General features: G+C 60.7%; 29 protein-coding genes. 13 read left to right on the forward strand and 16 right to left on the reverse strand.

Annotation, left to right across the window (positions count from 1 at the left end):
- Positions 1 to 89 precede the first annotated feature (89 nt).
- The 6 genes from HX899_RS24485 (at position 90) to HX899_RS24510 (ending at position 5769) form a co-directional block, all read left to right on the forward strand.
- Positions 90 to 1337: an ROK family transcriptional regulator gene (locus tag HX899_RS24485; protein ID WP_181293622.1), complete on the forward strand. Its 1248-nt coding sequence runs from the start codon at positions 90 to 92 to the stop codon at positions 1335 to 1337.
- Positions 1321 to 1797, forward strand: a complete 477-nt coding sequence (locus HX899_RS24490) for an RbsD/FucU family protein (protein ID WP_181293623.1) — start codon at positions 1321 to 1323, stop codon at positions 1795 to 1797. Before HX899_RS24485 ends, HX899_RS24490 begins: the two co-directional genes overlap by 17 nt.
- 251 nt (positions 1798 to 2048) lie before the next feature.
- Positions 2049 to 2723 (forward strand): hypothetical protein, encoded by a 675-nt coding sequence (locus HX899_RS24495; protein WP_181293624.1) that lies wholly within the window; start codon positions 2049 to 2051, stop codon positions 2721 to 2723.
- Between the two features lie 466 nt (positions 2724 to 3189).
- Positions 3190 to 4734 carry a bifunctional diguanylate cyclase/phosphodiesterase gene (locus tag HX899_RS24500; RefSeq protein WP_181293625.1) on the forward strand — a complete coding sequence of 515 codons (1545 nt, stop codon included), beginning with the start codon at positions 3190 to 3192 and terminating at the stop codon, positions 4732 to 4734.
- Between the two features lie 13 nt (positions 4735 to 4747).
- Complete coding sequence (locus HX899_RS24505) at positions 4748 to 5230, forward strand: TetR family transcriptional regulator C-terminal domain-containing protein (protein WP_246697176.1); 483 nt, start codon at positions 4748 to 4750, stop codon at positions 5228 to 5230.
- A 242-nt stretch (positions 5231 to 5472) separates the two neighbouring features.
- On the forward strand, positions 5473 to 5769 hold the full coding sequence (locus HX899_RS24510) for a YciI family protein (RefSeq protein WP_138388285.1): 297 nt from the start codon (positions 5473 to 5475) through the stop codon (positions 5767 to 5769).
- Positions 5770 to 5831: 62 nt separating this feature from the next.
- Here HX899_RS24510 and HX899_RS24515 read toward each other — a convergent pair whose 3' ends face one another.
- Positions 5832 to 6464, reverse strand: coding sequence for a TetR/AcrR family transcriptional regulator (locus HX899_RS24515; protein ID WP_171599790.1), 633 nt, complete (start codon positions 6462 to 6464; stop codon positions 5832 to 5834).
- A 488-nt stretch (positions 6465 to 6952) separates the two neighbouring features.
- Here HX899_RS24515 and HX899_RS24520 point away from each other — a divergent pair, with 488 nt between their 5' ends.
- Positions 6953 to 7768 carry an oxidoreductase gene (locus HX899_RS24520; RefSeq protein WP_180194572.1) on the forward strand — a complete coding sequence of 272 codons (816 nt, stop codon included), beginning with the start codon at positions 6953 to 6955 and terminating at the stop codon, positions 7766 to 7768.
- Between the two features lie 146 nt (positions 7769 to 7914).
- Here the strand turns inward: HX899_RS24520 and HX899_RS24525 are convergent, their stop codons facing one another.
- The gene (locus HX899_RS24525; RefSeq protein WP_180194571.1) at positions 7915 to 8655 is read right to left on the reverse strand and encodes an SDR family NAD(P)-dependent oxidoreductase; all 741 of its coding nucleotides are present in this window, start codon (positions 8653 to 8655) and stop codon (positions 7915 to 7917) included.
- Between the two features lie 81 nt (positions 8656 to 8736).
- Here HX899_RS24525 and HX899_RS24530 point away from each other — a divergent pair, with 81 nt between their 5' ends.
- On the forward strand, positions 8737 to 9399 hold the full coding sequence (locus HX899_RS24530) for a TetR/AcrR family transcriptional regulator (RefSeq protein WP_180194570.1): 663 nt from the start codon (positions 8737 to 8739) through the stop codon (positions 9397 to 9399).
- Between the two features lie 242 nt (positions 9400 to 9641).
- Here HX899_RS24530 and HX899_RS24535 read toward each other — a convergent pair whose 3' ends face one another.
- From HX899_RS24535 to HX899_RS24580, 10 genes are all read right to left on the reverse strand, one after another.
- Positions 9642 to 10679, reverse strand: a complete 1038-nt coding sequence (locus tag HX899_RS24535) for a 4-hydroxyproline epimerase (protein ID WP_180194569.1) — start codon at positions 10677 to 10679, stop codon at positions 9642 to 9644.
- A gap of 15 nt (positions 10680 to 10694) precedes the next feature.
- Complete coding sequence (locus HX899_RS24540) at positions 10695 to 11405, reverse strand: SDR family oxidoreductase (protein ID WP_180194568.1); 711 nt, start codon at positions 11403 to 11405, stop codon at positions 10695 to 10697.
- 9 nt (positions 11406 to 11414) lie between these two features.
- Positions 11415 to 12665 carry an FAD-binding oxidoreductase gene (locus HX899_RS24545; protein WP_181293626.1) on the reverse strand — a complete coding sequence of 417 codons (1251 nt, stop codon included), beginning with the start codon at positions 12663 to 12665 and terminating at the stop codon, positions 11415 to 11417.
- Positions 12666 to 12846: 181 nt separating this feature from the next.
- The gene (locus tag HX899_RS24550; RefSeq protein WP_180194566.1) at positions 12847 to 14124 is read right to left on the reverse strand and encodes an alpha/beta hydrolase; all 1278 of its coding nucleotides are present in this window, start codon (positions 14122 to 14124) and stop codon (positions 12847 to 12849) included.
- A 696-nt stretch (positions 14125 to 14820) separates the two neighbouring features.
- Complete coding sequence (locus HX899_RS24555) at positions 14821 to 15702, reverse strand: aldo/keto reductase (RefSeq protein ID WP_180194565.1); 882 nt, start codon at positions 15700 to 15702, stop codon at positions 14821 to 14823.
- Positions 15703 to 16010: 308 nt separating this feature from the next.
- The gene (locus tag HX899_RS24560; protein ID WP_181293627.1) at positions 16011 to 16646 is read right to left on the reverse strand and encodes a TetR family transcriptional regulator; all 636 of its coding nucleotides are present in this window, start codon (positions 16644 to 16646) and stop codon (positions 16011 to 16013) included.
- A gap of 19 nt (positions 16647 to 16665) precedes the next feature.
- On the reverse strand, positions 16666 to 17337 hold the full coding sequence (locus HX899_RS24565) for a class I SAM-dependent methyltransferase (protein ID WP_181293628.1): 672 nt from the start codon (positions 17335 to 17337) through the stop codon (positions 16666 to 16668).
- A gap of 332 nt (positions 17338 to 17669) precedes the next feature.
- On the reverse strand, positions 17670 to 17972 hold the full coding sequence (locus HX899_RS24570; protein ID WP_138388306.1) for a hypothetical protein: 303 nt from the start codon (positions 17970 to 17972) through the stop codon (positions 17670 to 17672).
- Between the two features lie 154 nt (positions 17973 to 18126).
- Positions 18127 to 18498: a cell surface protein gene (locus tag HX899_RS24575; protein WP_181293629.1), complete on the reverse strand. Its 372-nt coding sequence runs from the start codon at positions 18496 to 18498 to the stop codon at positions 18127 to 18129.
- A gap of 189 nt (positions 18499 to 18687) precedes the next feature.
- Positions 18688 to 19008 carry a hypothetical protein gene (locus HX899_RS24580; RefSeq protein WP_138332351.1) on the reverse strand — a complete coding sequence of 107 codons (321 nt, stop codon included), beginning with the start codon at positions 19006 to 19008 and terminating at the stop codon, positions 18688 to 18690.
- A 199-nt stretch (positions 19009 to 19207) separates the two neighbouring features.
- Here HX899_RS24580 and HX899_RS24585 point away from each other — a divergent pair, with 199 nt between their 5' ends.
- Entirely contained in the window at positions 19208 to 19906 is a 699-nt protein-coding gene (locus HX899_RS24585) for a bifunctional 2-polyprenyl-6-hydroxyphenol methylase/3-demethylubiquinol 3-O-methyltransferase UbiG (RefSeq protein ID WP_011650257.1), read from the forward strand.
- Between the two features lie 89 nt (positions 19907 to 19995).
- On the opposite strand, the gene HX899_RS24590 is transcribed toward HX899_RS24585, so the two are convergent.
- A complete protein-coding gene (locus HX899_RS24590) occupies positions 19996 to 20583 on the reverse strand; it encodes a hypothetical protein (RefSeq protein ID WP_181293630.1) in 588 nt (195 codons plus the stop codon).
- Between the two features lie 280 nt (positions 20584 to 20863).
- On the opposite strand from HX899_RS24590, the gene HX899_RS24595 reads away from it, so the two are divergent.
- Both HX899_RS24595 and HX899_RS24600 read left to right on the forward strand, forming a co-directional pair.
- Entirely contained in the window at positions 20864 to 21289 is a 426-nt protein-coding gene (locus tag HX899_RS24595) for a hypothetical protein (RefSeq protein WP_171599799.1), read from the forward strand.
- A gap of 214 nt (positions 21290 to 21503) precedes the next feature.
- On the forward strand, positions 21504 to 22985 hold the full coding sequence (locus tag HX899_RS24600) for a hypothetical protein (protein ID WP_181293631.1): 1482 nt from the start codon (positions 21504 to 21506) through the stop codon (positions 22983 to 22985).
- A gap of 26 nt (positions 22986 to 23011) precedes the next feature.
- Here HX899_RS24600 and HX899_RS24605 read toward each other — a convergent pair whose 3' ends face one another.
- Complete coding sequence (locus HX899_RS24605; protein ID WP_180194559.1) at positions 23012 to 23308, reverse strand: hypothetical protein; 297 nt, start codon at positions 23306 to 23308, stop codon at positions 23012 to 23014.
- Positions 23309 to 23336: 28 nt separating this feature from the next.
- A complete protein-coding gene (locus HX899_RS24610; RefSeq protein WP_138332347.1) occupies positions 23337 to 23519 on the reverse strand; it encodes a hypothetical protein in 183 nt (60 codons plus the stop codon).
- Positions 23520 to 23717: 198 nt separating this feature from the next.
- Here HX899_RS24610 and HX899_RS24615 point away from each other — a divergent pair, with 198 nt between their 5' ends.
- A complete protein-coding gene (locus HX899_RS24615) occupies positions 23718 to 24239 on the forward strand; it encodes a hypothetical protein (protein WP_180194558.1) in 522 nt (173 codons plus the stop codon).
- 175 nt (positions 24240 to 24414) lie between these two features.
- Positions 24415 to 24660, forward strand: a complete 246-nt coding sequence (locus tag HX899_RS24620; protein WP_064245140.1) for a DUF982 domain-containing protein — start codon at positions 24415 to 24417, stop codon at positions 24658 to 24660.
- Here HX899_RS24620 and HX899_RS24625 read toward each other — a convergent pair.
- Positions 24650 to 26072, reverse strand: a 1423-nt coding sequence (locus HX899_RS24625) for a TPR end-of-group domain-containing protein (protein WP_210273838.1), incomplete at its 5' end; no start/stop codon positions are given. The genes HX899_RS24620 and HX899_RS24625 overlap by 11 nt on opposite strands.

Consider the following 26072-nt stretch of genomic DNA (forward strand, 5'->3'; position numbering starts at 1 on the left):
TGTCAATAAATAAATCCAATTGAATTATTAATTCGATGTGGCATGCTCGATCGAATTAGGGCATAGGCCAACAATCGGGAGGAGCGGCCATGTCGTCCTTGGATGGACCGGAACACACGCCGGTCCCGCCACCAATTCTGAATCCGGCCGGAGGTGCGAACCAGGTCAGGGTGCGAGCCTATAACGAACGGCTCGTGCTGTCGCTGGTGCGTCTCTACGGCGCATTGTCGAAGGCCGATATCGCGCGCCGCAGCGGGCTGTCGGCGCAGACCGTCTCCGTCATCATGCGGGTGCTGGAAAAGGAAGGGCTGTTGTCGCGCGGGGAACCGGTGCGCGGCCGTGTCGGCCAGCCGTCGATCCCGATGCATATCAATCCCGATGCTGTCTATTCTTTCGGCCTGAAGATGGGCCGGCGCAGCGCCGATCTGGTGCTGATGGATTTCGTCGGCCGCATCCGCATGCAGTTGCACCGGACCTATGCCTATCCGCTGCCGGATGAAATCCTCGCCTTCGTCACCTCGGGCATCCGGGAACTCGAAGAGCGGCTCGACGACAAGCAGCGCGGCCGTATCGCCGGCCTCGGCATCGCCGCGCCTTTCGAGCTCTGGAATTGGGCCGAAGAGGTGGGCGCGCCGGCTGGCGCCATGGAGGTCTGGCGCGACGTCGACCTGCAGGCCGACATCGCCGCGCGCGTCTCGCATCCGGTCTTCATGCAGAACGATGCGACCAGCGCCTGCGGCGCCGAACTGGTCTTCGGCGTCGGGCCGTCCTACCCGGATTTTGTCTATTTCTTCATCGGCTCCTTTATCGGCGGCGGCATCGTGCTCAATTCGGCGATCTTTTCCGGCCGTACCGGCACGGCAGGCGCGATCGGGCCGCTGCCTGTGCGCGGCAAGAACGGCGAGACGAAGCAGTTGCTCGAAATCGCCTCGATCTTCGTGCTCGAAAACATGCTGCGCGAGCGCGGCATCGATCCCGAGCCGCTCTGGTATTCGGCCGACGACTGGGTGGATTTCGGCGAGCCGATGGAAGCCTGGATCCAGGATAGCGCCAAGGCGCTGGCGCAGGCGATCGTCGCCGCCGCCTCGATCGTCGATTTCAGCGCGGCTGTGATCGACGGCGGCTTTCCCAGCTGGGTGCGCAGCCGCGTGGTGCAGGCCACCATCGACGAAGCGGCCAAGCTCGACCTACAGGGCGTCGTCATGCCCGAAATCATCGAGGGCGCGGTCGGCGCGCAGGCGCGCGCCATCGGCGGCGCCAGCCTGCCGATCTTCGCGCGTTACCTCACCGACCAGAACGTACTCTTCAAGGAGGTAGACCATGCTGAAAGGACTTGATCCGCTGTTGAGCCCGGAGCTGCTTTTGACGCTTCGCGCCATGGGCCACGGCGACGAGATCGCCATCGTCGACGGCAATTATCCGGGCGTCGAACATGCCCGCCGGCTGATCCGGCTCGACGGCCACCGCCTCATCCCGGTTCTCAACGCCGTGCTCAGCGTGTTGCCGATCGACGATTTCGTGGCGGAAGCGATCTTCCGCTCGACCGTCAAGGCCGAGCGCGACAAGCTCGAATCCGTGCATGAGGAGATGATCGACTGCTGCGCCCGCCACGAGCCGCACCGGCAGGTGGTGCCGCTGATCGGCCAGGATTTCTACGGACGGGTGAAGGCTGCCCATGCGGTGATCCAGACCGGCGAGCCGAGGCTCTATGCCAACATCATCCTGCGCAAGGGCGTGATCTACCCCAAGGAAGCGGACGCCCATGCGACGGCCGAGGTGGATCCGTTCGTCTACTAGCAATTCCAGCAAAAACGCGCAGCTGTTTGGTCGTCGGTAGGCTTTGGCTTTCGGTCCGGCTGAAGGTCGGTCTTTCGCCATTCGTTGGATGGATGTTACTGTGCGGCCGGTGGGTTGGTCCGCCGCGCCGGCAAACAGCTTGCTAAGCCAAGTGCTGCGAACGGGCGCCTCACCACCAGGAGCGGACGTCGAGCAGCTGCATAGACACGCGCGGGATCAGGTCAGTGAAGCGATGAGGACACGGATTTCACATGGCACCTGACATGAGCGCGCCTCCTCGTCGCAGCACCACCGGTCTGCGCAAGTTTCTGGATCCTGAGCAGCAGCGCGATTGGATTGAAGGCGAGGCGGAGTTGATCGACGCCGAAGAGCGCTCGGAGTCCCTGGAACAGCGGTTCAAGTACGTCGCACGCTTCGAGAAGCTGCTTCGTCGCCCGCAGGCGCAAGACGTTCTGGAAATTCTCGGAGTATACGGGCAGACCTGCATCCCCATCCCGCGCACGACCGAGCGTCACTACTGGTCGGTTTCATGTCTGCCCTCGACTTCCGACAAGCCGCTCATCCGCGTTAATGCGAGCTGGATGGAGCTTTTCACGCTCTATGCCGACAGCGAGGGCCTGCGTGCACGATTCCTGGTGCATCTTTCGCATTTCACCACCGACCATTCACCCGCGCAGGGCGATGTCGACGAGGCTTTTCTCGAGCACTGCGTCACGACGCCCGAAGACGTCGGTTATTTTTTTCCGCGCGGCGAGGACATTTTCGGCATCACTGTGCGGGGCTCGGCCTCGATCCGCAAATTCCTCGCGGAGCGCCGCATCTTGTGCGCCATTCGGACTTTCAATGTGACGCATATGAACCGAGGTCGGAACGCCTATCAGGCGAGCCACTGCTACAGCCTGGGAGATACGATGCTGGCAGATTGATCGGCTCGGGGATGCGCCCTACCCTGGCGAGACTGCCGAGCGCTCCGCGGTCGCCGGCGACGCGCAGATGCTGAAAAGACGCGGGGGCGCTGTAAACCCATCACACCCATTCCTTTTCAAGGACTACTTAATCCTCCGGCGGGTTCTTCAGCCGTTCGAAGAATGGGAGATAGCGGCGACCGGCAGACACCATGGAATCGAGGCCCGATCCGATTTACGGGAAAGATATCCAATTCACGCAGCGAAACGCCCGCACCTTCATCAATGCAACCCGCCATTAACCTTCGAAGGTCAGACAATCTTACGGACTTGTCGGTGCTGCGCAGCTTGCAACGACTGCAATGCCCGACCCGGCATTCGGTGATACGAGCATCAGCCATGTCGGCTGTTGATTGAAAACATGTCGGGGACGATGCGGTTCTCCAAACTGGCCATGACGGCTCGTCACACAACAGGAGCCTGTTATATGCCTCGCATCCAACCGACCAGACCCCAGGTGGAGATCGTTGTCTGGCTCGCGGCCTTCCTGCTTCTCTTCTGCCTATCGTGGTCCTTCGACTGGCATGAGGGGCTGGATGCGTTCATCGAGAAGCATCATGACTATCCGCTCGACCACGCGCTCCTTGCCCTTAATATCTCCGGGTTTCTCGGGCTGATTTATTCCGCGCTGAGGATCCGCGATCTTTCGAGGGAGGTTCATCGCAGGCTGCAGGCCGAAAAGAACGTAGACTGGATTGCCTGTCACGACACGCTGACCGAACTGCCGAACCGCAGGTTTCTGGATTCCATCTGCGCGCAGGCGATGAGCGATCAAAGGGAAGAAACCTACGCCGTCTTCAGCATCGATCTCGACGGCTTCAAGAAGGTCAATGATCTCCTGGGACACGATCACGGTGATGCGGTGCTGAAGACTGTCGCTCAGCGGCTCTCTTCCCTCTTTCCCCGTGAGCACGTTTTTCGTCTTGGCGGAGACGAGTTTGTCGTTCTGGCGCGGCGCACTGGAAATCCCGATCTTGCCGCGTTGGGGAACCGCATCGTGAGCGTGATCGGCAAACCCTTCACATTCAATGGCGTCGCCGTCGATCTCGGCGCCAGTGTCGGCTTCGCACTTTATCCGGAGAACGGAGATGACCTGAGCCAGGTCATCCGACATTCGGACTGTGCGATGTATGTCGCCAAAAAGCAGGGGCGCAATCTGGTGAAGCCCTTCGTCCCTTCGATGCAGGATGAGTTGGCGAAACGGATTCGGGTGGAAGCCGATCTAAGAGCAGCCATCAGGAAGGCTGAGATCGTTCCCTACTATCAACCGCTCGTGGACCTGAAGACGAACAAGATTATCGGCTTTGAGGCGCTGGCACGCTGGAAGACGGCCTCCGGCGAATTCATCCCGCCAAACGAATTCATTCCGGTGGCGGAGGAAGCCGGGCTGATCGTCGAATTGACGGACCAACTGCTTCGCCACGCCTGCACCGATGCGCTTTCCTGGCCAAGTGAGCTCGTCCTGTCATTCAACCTTTCTCCGATCCAGCTGAGCGATCGGTTGCTGGGGCTCAGAATTCTCAAGATATTGGGCGATGTCGGTCTGCCGGCGCACAGGGTCGAGCTGGAAGTGACGGAGAGCGCCATCATCCAGGACGCCGTCACTGCACGAATCGTGCTCGACGATCTGGTGAACGCTGGGGTCAGGATTGCTCTCGACGATTTTGGAACAGGCTATTCCAGCCTCTCACAACTCTCCAACTACCGGTTCGACAAGATCAAGATCGACAGGAGTTTCGTCTCTACATTCGAAACCAATGACAAGCAGGACAAGGTGATCAAGGCCATCATCGCTCTCGGCGTCGGACTTGGCGTGACGATAACCGCCGAGGGTATCGAAGAGGAGAGCCAACTTCAGCGGCTTCAGGATCTGGGTTGCGACATCGGCCAAGGATATCTGCTTGGTAGGCCAGCGCCGGCCGCGGAGCTTGCCACAGGTCAGGTCAGCGCCAGAATTTTGCAACGCGGTTGATGGGGGCCGCGGTATGTCGGCTCTGAATCAGAGCCGATACGAGCTTACCGACTTAGCGCTCGATCGCTATTCCGAACGATTCCTGCACTACATTCTGGAGGCGCTTCAGCTCCCCACAGCGCGTCAGGTTGCTGCCCATATCCTCTTCAATGCAGCCGATCTCAATACGCGTTATCCCGACCATACGGGATGTCTCGGCATCAATGGCGCCGTGGCGGGATCGGATGAAGCGGAACCCGTGCGGCAAGCGTTGATCGATTTTCGTGCGGCCGGCCAGGCGCAGCTTCGTGAACGCTTCGAACGGGCGAAGGCCGAGGGCGACTTGCCGGAGACGGCAAAAGCCGATGCCCTTGCAGCCTTCGTGATGGCTCTCACGCATGGCATGGCGGTGCTGGCCAAAGCCGGATTCAGCCGCGAGATGCTGGAGGCCGTTGCCGAGCAAGCGCTGTCCACCTGGCCGACCGACCGTTCCACGCTCTCCGAAAATTCACCCTAAACCTCAAGCGACGGGTGCTGCCCTTCGCCGCGCTCACCATCGAGCAAAGCGCCTGCGACGACGGTCGTTCGGCCCGCGAAGATTCTTCGTATCGATATCTTTTTGATAGTGACTTAGTCTTAAATTGATAGTAACCAAATGCGGGTCGATGTTCCATCGCAGAAGACGGCCTGAAAGAGGCAAGGCTCAGCTGTGGGGGGCGTAGGACCGTCTTCAGTGTTCCGGCAACTCAGGAGTCAGATATGAAATACTACCTGTGCAAATACATTCCGCCCCGCCCAGACTTTCTGGCGACCATGTCTGCCGACGAGCAGGAATGGATGAAGCAGCACGGGGTTTTCCTCGATATGCGCCTCCAGGAAGGAAAGATCGTCGCGCATGGTCCGGTGATGGATCCTGCCGGCGGCTACGGCGTATCGCTCTACCAGATTGGCGATGATCAAGACATTCAGGCGATCACGTCGGAAGATCCGATCGTGAAGAACGGCGCCGGCCATTATGAGCATCATCCAATGCTTCATCTGAAGGCGCGTGGCTGACGTCGCATCGGCACTGTTGCCAGCCCGAGAGGGAGCACTTTCTCAGCGAGCTGTTGACCGGCTCATTGCGGATCTCTCACCGGCCAATGGAAGTTCAACATCGACGGCAGCAAGGTGCCCAGCAGCTCGGCTTCCGGCTCGTCGCTTCTGAGCACGAAGGAGAATTTGTCTTCGATTGCCATGTGGGCAATCCCATGGATCGTCGACACAGCCGCGACGATGCCGGGATGCACGGCTTGGTCCGTTTCAGGTGGAAAAGTCGATCCATAATATTCTGCGGCGGTAAGGACGAAGCCAGTCATGGCGGAATAGACGGCAGGCTCGAAGTCGGGGTGATGGCGGTTGACCAGATCCCTGCGGCAGATCAGGCGGAAATGACCGGGATTGTCGAGGGCGTATCTGACATAGGCCGTCCCGAGCGACTGGAGCTTCTGCTCAGCAGTTTGATTCGCAACGAGAGCATCGGACAAATACCGAGCTAGTTGCCCATAGGCCGCGATCGCCACCTCGGTGAGCAGGCCGACGATGCTGCCAAAATGGTGTTTCGGCGCGCCGGGTGACACGCCGGCCCGGCGGGCTGCCTCCCGCAACGAAAATCCCTCGACGCCGCTTTCCCGGATGATCTCATCCGAGGCCGCGATCAAAGCCGAGCGAAGTTCGCCGTGATGGTAGTTTTCCCGGATTGTCACGCTCACGTTAATTCCTCAAAAATTGCACCGAAATCTATACACTGCATAAATTCCCCTTTACACGGGATTTATGCAGTGTATAGATCATGCCTGTCCAGTCCACGCATAACCGAAACTTCAGGGATTTGCATCCATGAGTATATCAGTCGCCCTTATCGGCCAGGAAGAGCAAATGGCCTCGCAGGTCTGCGCTCGTCCGAACAGATCGACTTCTTTCGAGGGTGGGTTGGATCGCAAATCCCCTACGCGCTGCATCGGTGGTTCCGTCGAGTTTGCATCTCGCCACGGCGATCACTCAAGAGATTTTCGCGGGGGACCGGTCGTGTGCTTGAACTCCGCCCCGGCACTGGCGTGCTGAACTAAGTCACACCAGCAATCCCTTTCAACATCAGGTTCCGACCGGGCGGTCCCACGAGGCCACCCGACCCAAAACGACGACCGTAATATCCCACAACCCCATTGCCGTTGGCGGCACGATCCGAAGGAAAATTGAAATGAGCAACAACAACCGCGGCGTCGCCGTCGTCACAGGTGCAGCGGCCGGTATCGGCCGCGCCACGGCAAAGGCTCTGGTAACCGCGGGCTACCGCGTCTTTGGAACCAGCCGCAAGGCGACAGCCGGGTCTGCCAATGGCATCACGATGTTGACCTGCGACGTGACGGACAGTCAATCGGTCGCGGGCATGATCGCCGAGGTCATCAAACAGGCTGGCCGCATCGACGTTCTCGTCAACAATGCCGGTGGCGCACTGATCGGCGGAGCGGAAGAGTCCTCGATCGAACAGGCTCAGGCACTTTTCGACCTGAATGTCTTCGGGATCATTCGTGTTACGAACGAGGTGTTGCCGATCATGCGCAACCAGCGCAACGGCCGCATCATCAACATCAGTTCGGTCGTCGGCTTCATTCCGAGCCCGTTCAGCGCGCTCTACACTGCGACGAAACATGCTGTCGAAGGTTATTCCGAATCGCTCGATCACGAAGTCCGCACGTTGGGGATCCGCGTCCTGCTCGTCGAACCTGCATTTACCCGCACAGCTCTCGACCATAACTCGACGCAGCCCGACCGCATGACTGGTGTCTACGACGGCGGCCGCAAGACGACAGAAGCTGTCTGGAACAGCGCGATCAAGGCAGGCGATGCGCCCGAAGTGGTTGGCGAAGCGGTCGTCAAGGCAGCCACCGCGAAATCGCCGAAACTGCGCTATCCCGCCAGCAAAGCCGCCCGTCAATTGCACTTCCTGCGCCGCTTCGTTCCCGCCAGTGCATTCGACAAGAGCCTGCGCAAGCAGATGAAGCTGCCAGTCTGACACAGCCTGCGGCTCAACAATGCGTCTCATGCCGGTATCCGGCATGAGACGCAGGCAAGACACTAATAGGCGATCGGCTCGCATTCGAAGGGACCGACCTCCGTCGATCCCCTGTCTTCTGCCGTTCGTAGGCAACAGATCCCGATTCAGGTGTTCAAGCCGCCATCCACTGTGAGGATAGTGCCTGTGATGTGCTTTGCTGCAGGGCTTGCGAGGAAAGCCACAGCGGCGGCCACATCTTCTGGCTCGCCGTAACGTCCAAGTGGGATCAGGGCACGCTGGAAATCGGCGAAGTCGCCATTGGCGGGATTCATTTCGGTGTCGGTCGAACCCGGCTGGACCAGATTTACGGTGATATCGCGAGATCCGAGTTCGCGTGCGAGGCCGCGGGTAAACGAGTGGAGCGCGGATTTTGTCATGTAATAGACCGTACCGGTGTCGCCGACGATGCGTTCGGCGCCGACCGAGCCGATCGTGATGACGCGGCTTCCCGCCTGCAGATAGGGAATGGCCGCCTGCGAAGCGAGCAGAGGCGACCGCACATTGACATCAAGCAGCGCATCGATCTGCTCGACGCTGACGTCGGCGATCGCACCGTAAAGCGCGATTGCAGCATTGTTGACGAGAATGTCGAGACCGCCAAGTGCCTGGGCCGCCTCGTCGACCGAGCGCTTCACCGCCGCCGGATCGGCGCTGTCGGCCTGGATGGCAAGCGCTTTGCGGCCCTTGCCCTCGATCGCCCGGACGACTTCGGCGGCGCGAGCGGCCGAACGCTCATAGGTGATGGCGACATCTGCGCCCTTGTCGGCAAGCGCCAATGCGATGGCGGCGCCAATGCCACGCGAGCCACCTGTGACGAGGGCACGCTTTCCAGCCAGTTCTGTCATGATCTTCTCTTTCTGTAGTGATCGACACATAAATAGCTAGGCACGTTGCGATGGGGTGTCAATGGGTTTATATAATGATCGATGCAAAAATCGGATGAGATGTCGAACGTCAACGAAACCCCTGCCCGCAGTCGCGGGCGGCCGCGGGCCTTCGACCGGGAGGCAGCCTTGGCGCAAGCGACCCGGCTGTTCTGGATCAAGGGCTTCGAGGCGACCTCGATCGCCGACCTCACCGAGGCGATGGGGATCGGATCGCCGAGCCTTTACGCGGCATTCGGTTCGAAGGAGGCGCTCTATGCCGAGGCGTTGCGCCACTATCGCGACAACAACGAGGCGCTCGTCTGGGCAGGGTTCTTTTCCGCAGACACGGCCCGTGACGCGGTGAGGTCATTTCTGATGGACTCGGCCGCTGCCCTGACCGGCTGTGTCGTCGATATTCCCCGCGGCTGCATGGTGGCGCTCTCTTCGGTCGGCAGCGAGGGCCATGTGGAACTCGGCGAACTCGTGCGAGCCGCCCGCGCCGTCACGCTCGAGCGCCTGAAGGCGCGCCTGAACCAGGCGATATCAGCAGGCGAAATTCCAGTCTCGACCGACGTCCACGCACTCTCTCGTTTCGTCCAGACCGTTCAGAACGGCATGTCGATCCTGGCCCGCGACGGAGCGACCCGTGGCGAACTGGAGGCCGTGGCCGAGCTGGCCATGCTGGGTTGGGACACTCGAACCGGGGATGCTGAGCGCAGGTAGACTTACGCCGATCATGCGTAACCTTTAGGCAGTCGGTCGCGGAAGCTTCGCGGGATCGTTGGAGCGTGCCGCTGCCCCTCATCCGGCTGCCGCCACCTCTCCCCGCTCGCGGGGCGAAGGGGATATGCCGCGCCCTTTCCGTTCCCCATTGGCCTCTCGCATGGCACGTCCCCTCTCCCCGTTTTTACGGGGAGAGGGCTAGGGTGAGGGGCAGCCATCGGCGCGAATCATGCTTCTCGCAGTCAAATCTCCCCAGCCGATGGCCCCCAGACATCTGTCAGCGCAAAACCGTTCGGATGCGGGTCAAAGGGGTCGAGCGCTACCTGGGTCAGGCCGAAGGTGAAGCCGCGGCCGGTGATGGTGGGGATGACGGCGGGGCGGCCGGCCACTTCGGTTACCGCCTGGAGGCCGACTTCGAATTCGGAGCCGATGATCGATTTCGAGGTGAAAACGTCGCCGACCTTGGCCTTGCCGCGGGCATAGAGCGTGGCGAGATTGGCGGAATTTCCGGTGCCGCAGGGCGAGCGGTCGGCCCGGCCTGGCCACATGGTGGTGCAGGTGCGCACCGTGCCGTCGGCTTCGGTATCGCGGAACATCACATAGGCGACGCCCGAGATCGCCGGGATCTCGGGATGGACGACCTTGATGTCGCGGTTGATCAGCTCCTTGAGGATCATGCCGGCCTGGACGAGGCCGGCGGCATTGGCCTTCTCGATCGTCAGACCGATCTGACCGACATCGACCAGGGCATAGAAGATGCCGCCATAGCAGATATCGGCCTTGATCCTTCCCCAATGCGGCGTGTCGATCCCGACATCGAGCTCATGCACGAAGGAGGGCACCATGGTGAGCTTCACCTTCTCGCAGCGCCCGTCGCGGCAGGTCGCCGTCGCCTTGACGAGGCCGGCGGCAGTTTCGAGCGTCACGATCGTCTCCGGCTCTTTCATCTCGACGATGCCGGATTCGAGCAAGGCAGTGGTGACGCAGATCGAGTTCGAGCCGGAACTCGCATGCGCCTGATCGGGCTGCAGGATGATGAAGGCGGCGTCCGCCTCCGGGTGGCGCGCCGGCAGCAGCAGGTTGACCGAGCCGATCGGCGCACCGCGCGGTTCCAGGCAAAGGAAGCGGCGAAGCTCATCACCCTTCGGATCGGTGTTCAGCCAATGCAGCTGGGCGGCGATGGTATCGCCGGGGATCTTCGGCACGCCGCCGATCGCGACGCGGCCGATCTCGCCTTCGGCATGGACATCCAGCAGCTGGATCGTGCGCTTCCATCTCATATCGAAAACTCCAGATCAAACGTGACGGGTGACGCCGCCATCGACGCGGATATTCTGGCCGGTGATATAACCCGCGCCGTCGGACAGCAGGAAGGCCGCGGTCTTGGCGATCTCCTCCACATGGCCGATGCGCTTCATCGGCACCGTCTCGGCGGTCCCGGGCTTGTGGTTCAGGCTATCGATATAGCCGGGCAGGATGCAGTTCATGCGGATATTATCGGCCGCATAACGATCGGAATAGAGCTTGGTGAAGGCGCCGGCAGCGGCGCGATAGGTGCAGGAAACCGGGAAGACCAGCGTCGGCTCGTAGGCGGCGAAAGTGGTGATGTTGACGAAGGCGCCCTTGCCCTGTTTCAGCATGACCGGCGTCACCAGGCGGGCCATGCGCACCAGCGACAGGATCATCATGTCGGAACCGAGCGTCCAGTTCTCGTCCGAAATATCGAGCAGGTCGCCCTTCGGCGGATGGCCGCTCAGGTTGACGACGGCGTCGATGCGGCCATAGGTCTTCATCGTCAGGTCGAAGATCGCCTTCAGATCCTCGGCCTTTTCGGCCACGCCGCGCGCGGCGACGCCGCCAAGTTCGGCCGCCAGCTTCTCGCAGCTTTCGGACGGCGACATCAGCGCCAGCTGATAGCCCTGCGCCGAGAGCTCGCGGGCGATTGCCTCGCCCATGCCGCGGCCGCCGCCGGTGATTAGCGCTACGGGTTTCGTGGTATCGGACATCGGGGCCTCCTAATAGCGGTCTATGCGGAACGGGGTCATATCGAGGGATGGTTTGAGCCCCGTCACCATATCGGCGATCACCAGCGCTGTCGTTGCCGAAAAGGTCAGTCCGAGATGGCCATGGCCGGTCGCATAAAAAACGCCGGGCATTTTCCGCGACGGCGAGATGATCGGGATCGTATCGGGCAGCGCCGGACGATGCCCCATCCATTCCGTCGTCTCCTCGACCTTCAGGCCGGGCAGCGCGCGCTGGGCGTGGCGCACCAGCACCCGCGGACGGCGGAAATCCGGTGCGGCATCGAGGCCAGCGAGTTCGACATTGCCGCCGACCCGGATGCCGCCCGCCGTCGGCGTCACCATGAAAGCGCGATGCGGCCAGATCACCGAATAGCGCATGGATATGCCGGGCTTCATGATCTGCGTGTGATAGCCGCGCTCGGTTTCGAGCGGGATCGGCTCGCCGAGCTTTTCGGCAAGGAAACGGGTGTGGACGCCGGCGGCAAGCACGACCGAATCCGCCTCGATCCGCCTGCCATCCTCGAGGAGAACGACGGCGGTGCCATCGCCCCGGCGCTCGATATTCCGCACAGTGCCGGAGACGAAGGTCGTGCCCACAGCCTTTGCGGCGTCGGTGAGTTTCACCACCAGCTTGTAGGGGTCGCGGATCGACTTGTTGTCGGGGAGCAGCACGGCTTTGGCGATCGCCGGCGACAAAGTGGGTTCGTAATATTGGATGGCGCCGTTGCTCAAGACCTCGAATTCGAGGCCGTAGCGCTGCATCATGGCGAGATGGCCGCGATCGGCGGCAAATTCCGCCTCCGTCTCATAGATCGCCAGACATCCTTCCTCGGTCATCAAGTCGGGTGCGCCGATCGCTTCGAGCATCTGCCTGAAATCGCCGAGCGCGCGGTTCGATAGGCTCATGCCGGCATCCTCGATCTCTCGGAGACGCGAGGGCCGGCCGGCGGCGAGGAAGCGCAGGAACCAGGGCAGCATCCTGGCGGCGTAGGAAGGCCGCAGCCAGACCGGGCCTTCCGGATCGAGCAGCCAGCCGGGGATCTTCTTCCAGGTCGAAGGGCCGGAGCCGGCGGCAAAATCAAGCGCGATGCTTGCCATATTGCCGAAAGAGGTGCCGCGGCCGGGCTCGCCCTTGTCGATCAGTGTCACTTCAAGGCCGCGCCGCTGCAGCTCGAAAGCGATCGAGGCGCCGATCACGCCCGCGCCGACGACCGCTACCCTCTTCTTCATCTCATCCGCCATGCCATCAACCCATCGCACGGCAGACAGAATTGCCGTCGTGAATCTGATATATCACATCAAGATGCGATGCCTAGAGAATTTCCGTTTTCTCCGAATTACGGAAATTCCCTACCTCTTTGTTTTTCGCAATTCCGAAACGCAAAACCGCTATGCACTTTGCTGGAATTGCTCTGTGGAATTTTTACTGGCTTTCCGGCAGGCCGGCGCCGACGCTGTCGCCGACCGAACCGACGGTGTTGTTCATCGACTGGCCGAGACGCTTCAGCTGGGCGTCGTAGTTGCGCCGGGTGCGCGGATCGAAGATCGCGATCGGCGTGCTGACGGCGACACTGACGGCACTTCCGGCGGTCTGGGCAGCGCCCATCGCCACCGCACCGACGGCCTCGCCGAGCCCGACATTGGAATCGGTGATCGTCTGGCCGGCAATCAGCCGGTCGCCGATCAGCTTCACCACCTCGGGGCTTTCGGCGAACTTGCCGTGGTTCAGCCGGTCGCCGCCCTTGAGCTTGGTGAGATCGAGCACGGTGATGCCGGCCGCCTCGAGCTTGCTGCGATAGGGTTCGACGGAAGGATCGATCTGGCCGAGCCGGTCGACATTGCCGGAGATGCGCCGCGACAGCGCCAGAGCCCGATCGTCCTGCGAGACGAAGATGGTGAAGTGCGGCCTTTCCTTGCCGAGGCTTGCGAACTGGCGGCCGAAAACATCGACATCGAGATCCGGCGAGGCGAGGATGACATTGTTGATCTTCGGAGCGACGTGGCCGTTGCGGATCGCCATCTGCCTGAGCGCTTCGACCGTCAGCCAGGTGCCCATCGAATGCGCCATGATGGTGATGTCGCTGACAGCGGGATTGGCGGCGGTGCGGGTCAGCAGTTCCTCCAGCGCGTCGCGGGAATAGTTGGTGCTTTCCTTGTCGTAATTATAATCGAAGATGCTGCCGCGCGACGGCCAGGTGAAGACGACGGGGGCGACGTCGGCATGCGAATCGTGGACGATCTGCGCAAAGCGGTAGACGGCGTCCTCATAACGATTGTTGAATCCGTGCACGAAGACGAGCACCCGGCGGCTCTTCGGCATATGGGTCTTCAGCCAGGTCTCGCCGGCTCGCTCGCCTTCCAGCGGATCGACCGAAACGGTGACGAAATTGCGCAACGGATCGGCCGGCAGACGGCTTGGCCATTGCACCTGGCCGACCTTGCGATTGGCTTCCGGCGGGATCGAGACATCGACGGCATTGACGGCGAGCCCGGTGCCGCGTTCGCCGGAGAAAAGCACGGCGGGATTGTCGTCGGCAGCGCGCGTCGTCGCGACGAGCAGGTCGACCTTGGAGGTGCCAGGGGCCGCGGTGCCAGCCGCCTGCATGACACCGACCGGCCTACCGCCGCAGCCGGAAAGCACCATCGTTGCAACCAGAAGACCTGTCAGAGCCGCGGGCAAGCCGCGTCTTTTGCCGATCATGACCAAACTCCAATCGGTTCACGCACCGGACAGGCGGCGCCCGTTCAAATAGTCCGACGAGGCTTGCCGAGTCAAACCGCCCGACGTGGAAGCCTTTGTTTTGCGCAATCCCTCGTGAAAACCGCAGGACCGGCGTTGCCCGGATCGGTAATTGGTCGATTTCGACTTAGGGCGAGGAGACTTGGTGGGGAAAGACTTGGTGGGGAAAGACTTGGGGGGAAAAGAAAAAAGCCCGACGCGGGAGGAGGTGCGCCGGGCTCTTGATCCTGACTGACAACTGGGAGGAGGAGTGTTGTCAGTCCGATGTAAGAGCGCTGGGAGGAGGAGTGCGCTGCTTACGAAGATAGTAATAGCCAATTCTTTTGATTCGGAATAGCGAAAATACCGCAATGCAGCAATGCGCTGGACGCAATGCTTGCCCTCAAAATAACAGGCCGCCGCCTCATTTTGCAGCATGTTTGACCGGATGGTCAAATTTATGCCGAAAATTGCGGCCTCGGCCTGGATCGTCGGCGTTGCCCCTCATCCGCCTGCCGGCACCTTCGCCCCGCTCGCGGGGCGAAGGGGGTATGCCGCACCCTCTCCGTTCCCCACCCACCCATCGCAGGGCACGTCCCCTCTCCCCATCTTTTACGGGGAGAGGGTTAGGGTGAGGGGCAGCGACTAGCGCAAACCGGAAAGCCTTGGGTTTGCCCGTCAAGCAGCCTTGAAGACCTTGCTTCCCTCTGCGTCGAGGGCCGAGAATTCCTCGTTTGAGAGGGTGATGTCGACGGCCGCGACGTTTTCCTCGAGATGCTTGACCTTGGAGGTGCCGGGGATCGGCAGCATGACCGGGCTGCGCCTCAGCACCCAGGCGAGCGCGATCTGGCTTGGTGCTGCATTGTGCTTTTTGGCGATGGTATCCAGCAGCGAGCCGGGCTTGGCGAGGTCGCCGGCGGCCAGCGGATACCACGGGATGAAGCCGATATTGTGCTTGGCGCAATAGTCGAGCACGTCCTCGCTGGTGCGGTCGACGAGATTGTAGCGGTTCTGGACGGTCGCGACCTTGAAATGCTTCGAGGCGGCCTCGATGTCGGCAACCGACACTTCGCTCAGACCCGCATGGCGGATGAGGCCGCTATCGAGCAGCGATTTGATCGCATCGAATTGTTCCTTGGCCGGCACCTTCTGATCGATCCGATGCAGCTGCCAGAGATCGATCTGCTCGACGCCCAGATTGCGCAGGCTCTTATGCGCCTGCTGGATCAGATATTCCGGACGGCCGACGGGCAGCCAGATATCGGGGCCGTGGCGGGTCAGGCCGCCCTTGGTGGCGATGACCGACTTGCCGCCATAGGGATGCAGCGCTTCCTTGATCAGCCATTCGGAGACATCGGGGCCGTAGGAGTCGGCCGTATCGATGAAGTTGACGCCGAGTTCCGGCAGGCGCTTCAGCGTGCGGATGGATTCGGCATGATCGGAAGGCTCGCCCCAGATGCCCTTGCCGGTGACGCGCATGGCGCCGAAACCGAGACGATTGATCTCGATATCGCCGCCGATCTTGAAGGTACCTGATTTGGCTGCGTTGTAACTGGACATGGTCTTTCCTCTCTTATCAATCAATCATTGAAATCGGTGGAACGGTCGGAGGCGGTTGAACAGCCGCGGCACGGATGCCGAGGCTTTCGGAGATGCCTTCGAGCGCGAATGTCTGCCCTGATCGAAAGCGATGCCCGGCATGGTGATGATCCGCCTATCGCGGGATCATCAGAATGTGGCCGCTGCGACGCTTGCAGATATAGGACGGCCCGGTTCCGATAACAGGGCCTGATGACAGGGATGAGCGGAAACATTGACATCGAGCCGATGTCGTTGAAAGTGCGCACGGAGGCGCAGGCGGTCCCGCGTCAACGCCTGGTCTTTGCCTCGTCGCCGAATTCCGCCAGCATCTTCCAGAGGTCGGTGAAAATCTCCCGGGCGAAATCCTGCGGCGAAGCACTTGGCGGGCGCTGCTGCCAGAGCTCAGCCCCGACGCGCAGCGCACCGATGACGATGGCCGCAAGGACGCGCATGCGGGGCCGTTCAAGCGGATCACCTTCCTTGCGCAGAAGTAGCGCCTCGGCGAGCTTCTGTTCGAGCTTGGCATATTTCAGCTGGTCGCGGGCCTTCAGCGCCGGCGTGCGATGGATGAGGTCCCCACGCGCCAGACCAGGCTCGTCGACGGAAGCGATGACGGTTGCGGTGATCGCCGCCTCGACCGCGGTGACGGAGGATTCGTCCGCCGGCCTTGCAGCGATTGCCGCCATCAGGCGATCGGCGAAGGCATCCTGCCAGGCGAAGACAACCTCTTCCTTGGAGGGGAAATAATCGAAGAAACTGCGTTTGGAGACATCGGCCGCCTCGGTGATGTCCTCGATCGTCGTGGCCTCGAAGCCGCGCTGCAGGAAGAGGGTCATCGCCGCCTGCTCGATGCGCTCGCGCGTCTGCCGCCGCTTGCGTTCCCGCCTGCCTTCCGTCGTTTCCGTCCGCTTGTTCTCAGCCATTCCGGCCCGGCATCATCGTTCAGCCGCCGGTTTCGTTGGAAAAGGCGGCGACATCGTCGATGTCAGCCGCGCCCGCGCGATAGCTGAAGCGCTCGCGCGACAGTTCCAGCGGCTTGCGGCGCGAAATCCGGTAGACGGAGGCCGGCGGCAGGTTGCGGACCGTGCCGCCGATGCGCACCGCCTTCAGGCCGAGACGGTCAAGGATCGGCCGCGGCACCGGGCAGCGCGGACCGTAGGTGAACTGATAGACGGCGCCGCCCGGGCGCATATAGGCGAAGGCGCCGGCCAGGATCGAGGCGATCTTGCGCGGCGACATGGAGAGCAGCGGCAGGCCGCTGACAACCGCGCCGACCGGTTCGCCTTCGAAAATATCGGCATGGGCGAGATGGGCGGCATCCATCTGCAACACGCGCGCCGTCGGAAAACGCGCCTGCAGCGAGGTGATGAACTCCGGACCGTACTCGATCAGGGTCAGATCCGCTTCGCTGACCCCTCGCGCCAGCAGCGCCCGGGTGAAGACACCGGTTCCCGGGCCGAGCTCGATGATCGGCCCGTCGAGTGCGGCAATTTCACTGGTCATGATCCTGGCAAGCGAATCCCCCGACGGCGCGATGGCCGCGACCCGAAGCGGGTTGCTGACCCAGGAGCGGAAAAAATGCAGGAAATCGGAGCATGCGGCCTTTGCAGTCATGACTATCCCACCCGTCTGAAATTCGATTGATTGTGAAAAGCGACCATCGCGGCGAGCATGGCAATTCCAAGGCAGAGGCGTCAATCGCTCGTCGCTGCGGCTTTTCGCAACACCCACCGTCAACAGCTTGCTGATTTTGTACTTATTGCATTTTTGCATTCGATGCAACATCGTACGAACGACAATTGGGGAAGGACATGCCGTATCCCGCTGGCAAGGCCGAGGATGGCGCCGAGGGAAAAGCGAGGTCTGCTAACAAACTGAGGGCGGCTCGGAGGCCGCCCTTCAGCTCAGACGGGGCCGCTCGTGGTTGCGAACGGCCGAGCGTCTCGTCAGTAATTGCAGCTGGAGCTGCTCGTCGGGTTGAAGCCGAGCTTGCAATCCATGTTGAGCGGCTTCTTCGGGTTCATCATATAATGTGTCGAGCCCCTGGTTTCCGAGGCGCGCTCGCCGATCGAACCGGTCGTGCGCCTGTCGTGCTCAACCGTGGTTTCTTGGCTCGCAACCGGACGCTCGGCTGCGCCCTGCTCTGTTGCACTCGACTGGAGGGGAGCTGCCGTGGCCGAGAAGGCCGAAAGGCCGAGGATTGCGCCGAAGGCAGCGGCCATCAGGCCGTTCTTGAAAGTCGTGGTCATAATCGTCTCCTTGGGAGGATTCGGGGAATTTACGCCCCGGAGTTAGGAAGGCGATCTGTCACATACTACGGTGCCAAAGCAGAGGTCACGGACATGTGAGCGGCGGCCCGATCGAGAAAAAGGCGGCTCATCGCCGCCTCTTTCATTTGCCGGCTCAATAGCCGTTATCGCAAGGCATGCTGCCGGGGCCGATTGATCCGGAAAACGTAGGGTTGCACATTTCCGGGGCTGCCGGCCTGTTCACCGGCGGGCGGACGATGGAGCCCGTGGTGCCGGCCTCGACGCCGAAGGCGGCAAGCGGATACCAGTAGCCATCGGAATGGCGGCGGGTGCCGGGGCGCTCGGTGCGAAAGCCCTGATAGCCATGCCAGGACCCGGCATGTGGTTTATATTGCACGATTTTTACATCCGAGACAGCGGGCGGCCGAGCCGTCTGAACGGGTGCTGCCTGCGCAGGGATGATCGACGTGAGGGCGAGAAGGGTGCCGAGCGCGGCGGTGGATGGGGCAAGCCTGAACATCTTCATGATAAACCCTCCTTATGGATTTATCTCGGAAGAATGCCTTTCAGACGAGCGGAGTTCCATGGCTCACACGCAATTCCAAAACTCGTGATTGCAGGCGATCCGGCGTGACTAAATCGCCGAAAAACGTGAAAAGTCGCGATCAGGAAAGGGCTCAAACGGCGCTTGCGAGGAAACGTGAATTCTCTGTTCTCAATTCGCGTATAATGTCCGGTAGCCCTGGCCGGAGAGGCAAGCGACATATTGGCGATGGGCGGCAGCGCGCGCTATCGTTTCGGCCTCAAGCTCATCGGCCTGAGCATATCCGGTCAGTTGGGCGCGCAGCTGATACTGCTTCCTCGCCTCATCATACATGGCGTTGCCGTCGGTCATGCAAAGGCCGTGCGCAACAGCAGGCGGATTGACCGGCACGCCGACCGCCAGGAGCACGGGATCATTGGCGTGGTCGATGCAGCCGCCAAGGGCCGTCATCATCGCCAGGGCAGCCAGAGCCCGAAAAATTCCCACCGCCATGCATTCCTCCGGCTGAAGCGCCTTAAAGATCATCAGACCTACGGATACATCAGGAAGGTTGCGCGAAACTAGGCTGACGGCTTGCCCGCCAATCCCGACCGGACGCACCACCTGACCAGACATGCTTAAAATATTGCTAAAATATTATATTAATGCTTACTTGTAGTCGTAAACGCTAATCTTTCGGGAGGGAAAGATTATGGCTTCGCCGTGGGTAAACGACGCGCTGTCGCACGCACAATCAGCATTTTCCAGCAAGACTGATACAAATATCCTTGAGGTCGGGGGCGGCTCCCGCACGCATATCCCCTTGAAAGGTGCGCGATATACCGTTGTCGACATCTCCAAGGAGCAACTCGAAAAGAACCAGGACGCCGCTGAGAGGATCCTCGGCGATGCTCAAACCATCGACTACGGAGATCGTCACTTCGACGCCTGCGTCTTCTGGGACGTTCTCGAGCATTTGGAAAGCCCGCGCTCTGCCTTGTTGAGAGCCCATGACACCCTGTCTCCCGGTGGTCTGGTGTTCGTCAAGGGTCCGATCCTGAATTCAGCCAAAGGGATCTTCACCGACCTGACGCCATGGTGGACACACGTCTTGTTCTATCGCTACGTTCTCAGGCAGAAAAACGCCGGAAAGCCGGGCTATGCCCCGTTCCGCGTCGAGCATGCCGCAGAGGCATCCCATTCGGAGATTGCCGGGACATTGAAAGACCTCGGGATGGATGTCGTCTTTGTCGGCGAATATGTGTCGACGCAGGTGCATGCGCTCAAGGATAGAATTCCCCCGCTTTATTGGCTCTATGAAGCTTTCGGTCTTGTGCTTCGCACGGTTTCGGCCGGGAAGATCGGGGGTCGGGAGACGGAGTTCCTGATCGTGGCAAAGTGTCTTCGTTAGGGACACCCCACCAAGATCTATATAGCACTTCGGAATCCCGAAATTGGTTGGGGCATTGAAATCATTCAGCGTTTCTCCCTGTCGACAGCTCACGAAGCGCGGCGGATTTCGGAATCCCGAAGCGGGGGGATTTCGGGATTCCGAAGTGGGACTTTTTTCTTCCTGCCGACGCGCCCGCGTTTGTCGGCGGCAATCTTGCGATCGGTCTCGGACCATTTCCGGCACCTTTCCGCCGTGCATCGTTTCCATTCATCCGTCGCTGGCGCACCCTCATGGTCACCGACAAAGGTCAGCGTGAACCGGTTGGGATGCGCGACGCCACTGCCTGCCCGGCCGCGGCGAACTTTTATCAGCCCCTTATATTCGAGCTCATCGATCGCATCGGCCACATATTCCCCCGTCACGCCGTAAGACACGAACTGAGGATGGGTCACGATCAGCTTGCCGTTTTCCAAGGCGGCGTGGGCCGTGTGCTCGATGACGATGCGGAAGAAGGCGCGGCAGGCGTTCGCACTCAATGTCGTGAAGGCCGCAGATTCCAGCAACTGAATGGTGAACCATTGCCAGCGAAGGCTGCCGTCGTCCGTGCCGCTCGGCGGAGCGGTATGCTTGCGCACCATCGCCCGCGTCTTTCCCTGACTGGTTCGGCTTTTGTCGCGAGGGTTGAATTCCGCCATCAGCCCCTCGCCCCCGTCGCCGGCCGATCCTTCGGCAATCTGCCTGTGCTGCGAGACCGGCAATTCTGTTCATAAAGCGGCCGACGGCCCGGGCTCGTCCCGGCGACCAACTCGCCGATAGGGAAAAATTTGCTCGACATCCGGCATTCCATGGTTGCAATCACGGGCAACCTAGCGCAAGAACGATCCACGAACTAGGAAAATATTCTTAGTTTTGATCTTACATTGTTCGGTTGCGCCTGCTACGATCAGCGCCTGAATATCGAGGGGTAGGAGCGCGATGCGAATGATCGGCATGAGGGAAAAGAGCGTGGTGGTTTGCGGCAAGCGGCTGCTGGCATTGATTTCGATCCTGCTGGGAAGCGCCGTTCAGGCTTTTTCCTGCGATCAGCCGGTCGTGATCTCGAATTGGTCCTTCTGTGCGACCGGCAATGTGAGCGCTGAGGGCGGCGCCGCTGATTGGAAAATCGTTCCCGCGTGGACTCGCAAGGACGCCATAAGCGCGTATTTCGGAAATGATCCGCGGCTCTTGGCAAACCACGGGCTTTGCAACGCCAAATTCCAGCGCGTCGTCCTCTGCCAGCCGGGATGGCAAACGGGCAACCCGGATGAGTGCTCATATCTGGTTTGCAGCGGCTATTACGCATCTTTGGTCGGGAAGGAAGAAAGGGAAGCCTATGAGAGAGACCACCCGACCGCTCAATAGTTTTTCGCTTCGCTGCCTTGGGGCAGAGACTGGGGCGGTCGATGAAAAGTGCTTAACCTTGATCTCCCGATCTCGATCTTGAAAACCTGAAGCAGTTTCGCGCAAAACGATTATCGTAGCGTCAGCACTACCCATTCTCTTCATCAGCCAATAAGCTCGCGGCCGGCAGCCGGAAGGCGCCCTACAACCTTCAATGTTCAGAGGCCCTGCCCGCATGACACCACTGTGCTGGAAGAGATTTGTCTGGTTTTGCGTTTGCCTCATACTCTCCCATCCGGCATGGTCCGCCGGCGGCATCGAGATCCCGGGCTATGCGCCAGCGACCGGCGTCGAGCGCAGCTACCGCGTTCAAAAAGCGACCGAGACCGATATGTCGTTCTGGTTCGACAAATCAGGGGCCTTGCCAGTGACGATGCGCGGCGCGTTTCGCCAGGCTATGACCGTCCTGTCGCGGGATGAAGACGGCATGCGGGTCCGCTGGTCTCTCAGCGCCGATTTGCCGGAAGGCCTTGCGGGCCTTGCCGACAGCTATCAGATGAACCTGCTCTATCGCAATTCCCTCACGGCCTATGGCACCGCGACGCTCGAACTCGAAACGGACCTGAACGGCAACCCGCGCGATCTCTCCGGTGTCGATCAGATCGTGGCACACATGCGGGAGGTGGCGGCCAATGGACCGGGTGGAGTTCCCGCGGCTGGCGCCTCCGCGGCGCGACAAAGCGGGGTCTATGACATCATCGCCAAGCTGGAGGCAAACCCTCTTCAAATTGTTGCCGCCTTGGTGCCGGAGGCGCAACTGCTCGCCACGGGACAATCCTACAAGGATGAGACCATGGACATCGGACCGGCCTCGGCGACCTCGCGGGACGAAGATTATGGCGGCGTCAGTGTTCCGGTGACATCGACCTGGACCCTGAAATCCACCGACGCGACCGCACACACGGCAACCCTTTCCCTGTCGGAGGAAGCCGACGCTTCGGCATTCAGCCAATCGCAGCAGCCGGCAATCGCAAATTTGATGACGGGCTTTGCCGAGCGGGCAAAGAACCTCACGGCCGATCAGCTGGCTTTCCTCAAACGCGCCAGCAAGAGCCGAAGCGTCGAGCTCGTGGTGTCCCTGGACGATGGTTCGACACTCGAAGCGTCGGAGATCGTAACCGTTGAGGCAGGAGGGACGAGGTTGCGCACATATACCCACATCCAACGCGAGGATATGCCGGCCAGCCTGCCGCTTCCCGCCGTACTGACGGCAAAAGACCTGCAGGCGCCTGATTTGCATATCGAGCCGCTGCCATCGGCCAAGGCCGGGCCGGGCATCCTGGATGAGCTTTCGACACCGACGGCACCGCAAGAGGCGGCCATTGCTGCAGACAATGACGGGGCCAAGGCGATCGCGCCTGTCTCGCTTGAGGTGAAGAGTGCGGAGATAACCCTGTCTCCCGTGTCCTACGACCATGGCCTGAATATCGTGCTCACCCCGGAAAGCGCCGCCACATTCCGCGATTTCACGCAGGCGGTATTGGGACGACAAACGCAGATGCTGATCAACGACAAGGTCGTCATGGAACCCTGGATGAGGGAGCCGATCATGGATGGTCGCATCGTTCTGGCGGGAACGGATAGGAAAGATCTGGAAGCGATGGCGGAACAGTTGAGGGTTCCCGGGGCCAAGATTCTCGTCCGGTTACGCCCATGAGGGCGCCAGCTGTGTAAAGGCGGACTTCAATCTTTCGCTTCAGAGATCAGACGTATCAGAGTTCCGTCACTCGCCGCGGCACTGATTGCCGTTGCGATCTGCCGGAACGGCCCACGCGCGACGAGCGTCTCTGGCGGAGGGTGTTTTCCGGGACCCGGATCGATAAAGGCTGAGCACTCATGACCCGAGTCGAGCATTGCCATGAACGATGTCGTAACAATCGTTTCGCCGCAGGCGGCGCATCGAAGAATGTAGGAACCGCGGTGGACGATCGATTCTGTTTTGTCCAATCCGCAGGACGGGCAGGCCAACATATTGGTCATTGCTTCACTCCAGCATGAGCACGCGGCTCTAGGAAGCGGCGGCCAGAACGATGGCGATCGCGAGCAGCAACGGACCCATCCACTTGAAATGGCGAACCAACGGCGGCCGGCTGGCCGGCTTGCCTGGATATGGCAGATAACCAAGGCCGACGGACGTCATCCACAGGCCGGCGCAAAACATGATGATTTCGTCGATATAGGCTGCGATCATGACTTTCCTGCCTTCGGATTGGTGCGATATCTCCGTCTCCGCGTCCGATACCACTCATCCTACCCATCAGCACGGCCAGACGGAAGAGAAGAGTGGATCTGAGAGATTAAACTTTGGGTAGCATAATTACCTCGAATCCCCTAGTCATTCGAACTCGTACACACGAATCCGCTAGAGCCACTTTCTCGGGAATGTTTCATGCACAACGCCAAATTCATTCGTTACGCCGCCTTCTCTGCTTGCGTCGCTTTTGCGGCATTTCAGGCCGGGCAGGTTCTGGGCGATTCGGCCAATGACAAGTTCTTTGACGCAGCCCTTTGCAAGCCGCCCTATACGATGACATCGGCAATGAAGATCTATGATGTCGTGGAAGCTCTGGCCAAGCCGGACACATCATCCTTGGGCGCGGCGATCTACAAACTCCCGAACCAGATAGGCCGCGACGGCTTTAAGTCGACCGAGATCTTGTTTGCTAACAACGCTGTTGGCGTCTTGATCGAGGGCGAACGCGCCGACGATCTGGCCGCGAAATACGGTTTGAAGCCGGAGACCTCGGACCTGCTCGGCACATCCACGAAGGGCTATTCGCTTGAACTTCCTGCAGATCTGCAGCCGGAACCCGGAATGGCCGGCCCCGGAAAGGTCTCTATCGTTGCTCGCCAAGGCAACGCCCTGCCAGGCAAAACCTTGCTGGCGTGTGAATTCGTTCAGGATTTCTAAGAGGCGTCGCATAAGCGCGCAAAACGGCGGCACGAAACCCTTTTGAAAAGCACATCCCAGCAGTTCGCTGACCGAGAAAGGCATCTCGTGCATACTGCGCCTCGCCACGCCGGATGAATCGCCCTATGTGTGCAGGCTGCAACGGCAGAGAGCACGCAGCGGAGGTCCTGAGATCATGCAAACCATTTGGAAGAAGCCGGTAACGCTCGCCCTTGAAGGCCCGGATCAGTGGGTGGTGATCCAGACGACCCAGGCCGCGACATGGGCGCTGGTCGAAGACTGGCCGACCGAAGAGGGGCCTGCCTTGGACAAGGCCTGCGCGGTTTGCGCGGATGTCATGGCGGGAAAACGAAACCGGGAAGAGGCGCGGCAGGCGTTCATCGACGCTGCGATCGAAGCCGGAATCCCGATTAAGGAATAGAGCCAGGAGGCTCTGCTAGCTGAACTTCCATCCGGTCGGCGAGAGCCAGGTAGCGCGGATGGTTCCGGAGAGGATCTAGGTCGCTGTCCTTTTTTATCCAGGCCACGACCGATGCGACATAGGTAGGCGACCCGGACGCCTGCCGCTCAAGGCAGGCGATGGCTTCTGCAGGTTTGCCGAGCTTCGCATAGCAACAAGCGAGATTATAGAGGACTCTGAGATCGTCCCCAGCGATTGCGGCGGCACGGGACGCCCACGACGCTCCACGCTCCATCTCGCCCAAATCCGCCAGCAAACAGCCGCCGTAGCACATAAGGATCGGCTCGTCGGGATGTGCGGCGATCTCTCCTTCTATCAGTCGGAGGCATTCTCGCGCCGACTGTACCGCCTCTTGATGGTGTCCAAGGGATACATGGACCGCTCGCAACTGGTCCCAGGCCCGATAATCATCTGGCTTCAAGGTGATGGTGCGCTCATAGAAGCCGCGCGCCCTTTCGAACTGACCCTGCGCGTGAAAATTGCGCCCATGGAAGAAGTTCGCCTCGAAAGAGGTCGGATCTCGTTCGAGGGCGAGCTCAAACTCGGCCTCCGCCTCAGCGCGTAGGCCCTTGCTAAACATTGCGATGCCTCGCGATGCATGGGCGTCGGCGAGACCTGGATCGAGCTCCAGAGCCCGGTCGGCGTTGCCTATGATGTTGTCATATGTGGCGGTCGGATCGTTGGCGAGCAGAAGGTAGGAGTCGCAGTCGGCCAGTCCGGCATATGCCCGCGCATAGAGCGGATCGACGTCGATGGCCTTCGCGAACAGACCCCGGGCTGCCTTTATGCTCCTCGATTCGTGTCCACGGTTAAAGAACGATCGCCCCATCAGATAAATTTGATAGGCCTCCAGATTGTCGGTTCCCCGCTTGGTGATGGTCTCAAGCTCCTTTGCGAGGAGCCGCACCTTTAGCGCGTCGACAATGTGCTTGGAGATTTCGTCCTGCAGCGCGAAGATATCTTCAAGGTCGCGGTCGTACCGCTCCGCCCACACGTGCCGGCCATCCGTTCCATTGATGAGCTGAGCCGCAATGCGCACTTTGGTTCCGGCCTTGCGCACGCTGCCTTCCAGCACATACCGCACGCCGAGTTCGCGTCCCACCTGCTTTATGTCCACAGAGCGACCTTTGTAGATAAAGCTTGAATTGCGGGCGATGACGCTGAGCGCCGACACTTTCGCAAGATCGGTGATTATGTCCTCCGTGATGCCGTCACTGAAGTATTCCTGTTCCGGATCGCCGCTCATGTTGGTGAACGGCAGCACCGCGATAGACGCGCCGTTGCGCTCGGCGGCGGGCGCCGCAGCGGGCCGCTTCGGCGGCGACCATGGGTGTGCGAAGCGCGCCATATGGACTTGTATGGGCCTCTCATGA

The sequence above is a fragment of the Rhizobium sp. WYCCWR 11146 genome, assembly GCF_013591995.1.
Lineage (GTDB): Bacteria > Pseudomonadota > Alphaproteobacteria > Rhizobiales > Rhizobiaceae > Rhizobium > Rhizobium indicum.

Coding starts and splice junctions, on each gene's coding strand:
- HX899_RS24615 (WP_180194558.1), top strand. CDS start 23,718: ATGCACAACGCCAAATTCATTCGTTACGCCGCCTTCTCTGCTTGCGTC.
- HX899_RS24555 (WP_180194565.1), bottom strand. CDS start 15,702: ATGTCCAGTTACAACGCAGCCAAATCAGGTACCTTCAAGATCGGCGGC.
- HX899_RS24540 (WP_180194568.1), bottom strand. CDS start 11,405: ATGTCCGATACCACGAAACCCGTAGCGCTAATCACCGGCGGCGGCCGC.
- HX899_RS24520 (WP_180194572.1), top strand. CDS start 6,953: ATGAGCAACAACAACCGCGGCGTCGCCGTCGTCACAGGTGCAGCGGCC.
- HX899_RS24590 (WP_181293630.1), bottom strand. CDS start 20,583: ATGGCGGAATTCAACCCTCGCGACAAAAGCCGAACCAGTCAGGGAAAG.
- HX899_RS24490 (WP_181293623.1), top strand. CDS start 1,321: ATGCTGAAAGGACTTGATCCGCTGTTGAGCCCGGAGCTGCTTTTGACG.
- HX899_RS24545 (WP_181293626.1), bottom strand. CDS start 12,665: ATGGCGGATGAGATGAAGAAGAGGGTAGCGGTCGTCGGCGCGGGCGTG.
- HX899_RS24605 (WP_180194559.1), bottom strand. CDS start 23,308: ATGACCAATATGTTGGCCTGCCCGTCCTGCGGATTGGACAAAACAGAA.
- HX899_RS24505 (WP_246697176.1), top strand. CDS start 4,748: ATGTCGGCTCTGAATCAGAGCCGATACGAGCTTACCGACTTAGCGCTC.
- HX899_RS24560 (WP_181293627.1), bottom strand. CDS start 16,646: ATGGCTGAGAACAAGCGGACGGAAACGACGGAAGGCAGGCGGGAACGC.
- HX899_RS24535 (WP_180194569.1), bottom strand. CDS start 10,679: ATGAGATGGAAGCGCACGATCCAGCTGCTGGATGTCCATGCCGAAGGC.
- HX899_RS24585 (WP_011650257.1), top strand. CDS start 19,208: ATGGCTTCGCCGTGGGTAAACGACGCGCTGTCGCACGCACAATCAGCA.
- HX899_RS24575 (WP_181293629.1), bottom strand. CDS start 18,498: ATGAAGATGTTCAGGCTTGCCCCATCCACCGCCGCGCTCGGCACCCTT.
- HX899_RS24550 (WP_180194566.1), bottom strand. CDS start 14,124: ATGATCGGCAAAAGACGCGGCTTGCCCGCGGCTCTGACAGGTCTTCTG.
- HX899_RS24570 (WP_138388306.1), bottom strand. CDS start 17,972: ATGACCACGACTTTCAAGAACGGCCTGATGGCCGCTGCCTTCGGCGCA.
- HX899_RS24580 (WP_138332351.1), bottom strand. CDS start 19,008: ATGGCGGTGGGAATTTTTCGGGCTCTGGCTGCCCTGGCGATGATGACG.
- HX899_RS24510 (WP_138388285.1), top strand. CDS start 5,473: ATGAAATACTACCTGTGCAAATACATTCCGCCCCGCCCAGACTTTCTG.
- HX899_RS24485 (WP_181293622.1), top strand. CDS start 90: ATGTCGTCCTTGGATGGACCGGAACACACGCCGGTCCCGCCACCAATT.
- HX899_RS24500 (WP_181293625.1), top strand. CDS start 3,190: ATGCCTCGCATCCAACCGACCAGACCCCAGGTGGAGATCGTTGTCTGG.
- HX899_RS24620 (WP_064245140.1), top strand. CDS start 24,415: ATGCAAACCATTTGGAAGAAGCCGGTAACGCTCGCCCTTGAAGGCCCG.
- HX899_RS24600 (WP_181293631.1), top strand. CDS start 21,504: ATGACACCACTGTGCTGGAAGAGATTTGTCTGGTTTTGCGTTTGCCTC.
- HX899_RS24610 (WP_138332347.1), bottom strand. CDS start 23,519: ATGATCGCAGCCTATATCGACGAAATCATCATGTTTTGCGCCGGCCTG.
- HX899_RS24530 (WP_180194570.1), top strand. CDS start 8,737: ATGCAAAAATCGGATGAGATGTCGAACGTCAACGAAACCCCTGCCCGC.
- HX899_RS24595 (WP_171599799.1), top strand. CDS start 20,864: ATGCGAATGATCGGCATGAGGGAAAAGAGCGTGGTGGTTTGCGGCAAG.
- HX899_RS24525 (WP_180194571.1), bottom strand. CDS start 8,655: ATGACAGAACTGGCTGGAAAGCGTGCCCTCGTCACAGGTGGCTCGCGT.
- HX899_RS24565 (WP_181293628.1), bottom strand. CDS start 17,337: ATGACTGCAAAGGCCGCATGCTCCGATTTCCTGCATTTTTTCCGCTCC.
- HX899_RS24495 (WP_181293624.1), top strand. CDS start 2,049: ATGGCACCTGACATGAGCGCGCCTCCTCGTCGCAGCACCACCGGTCTG.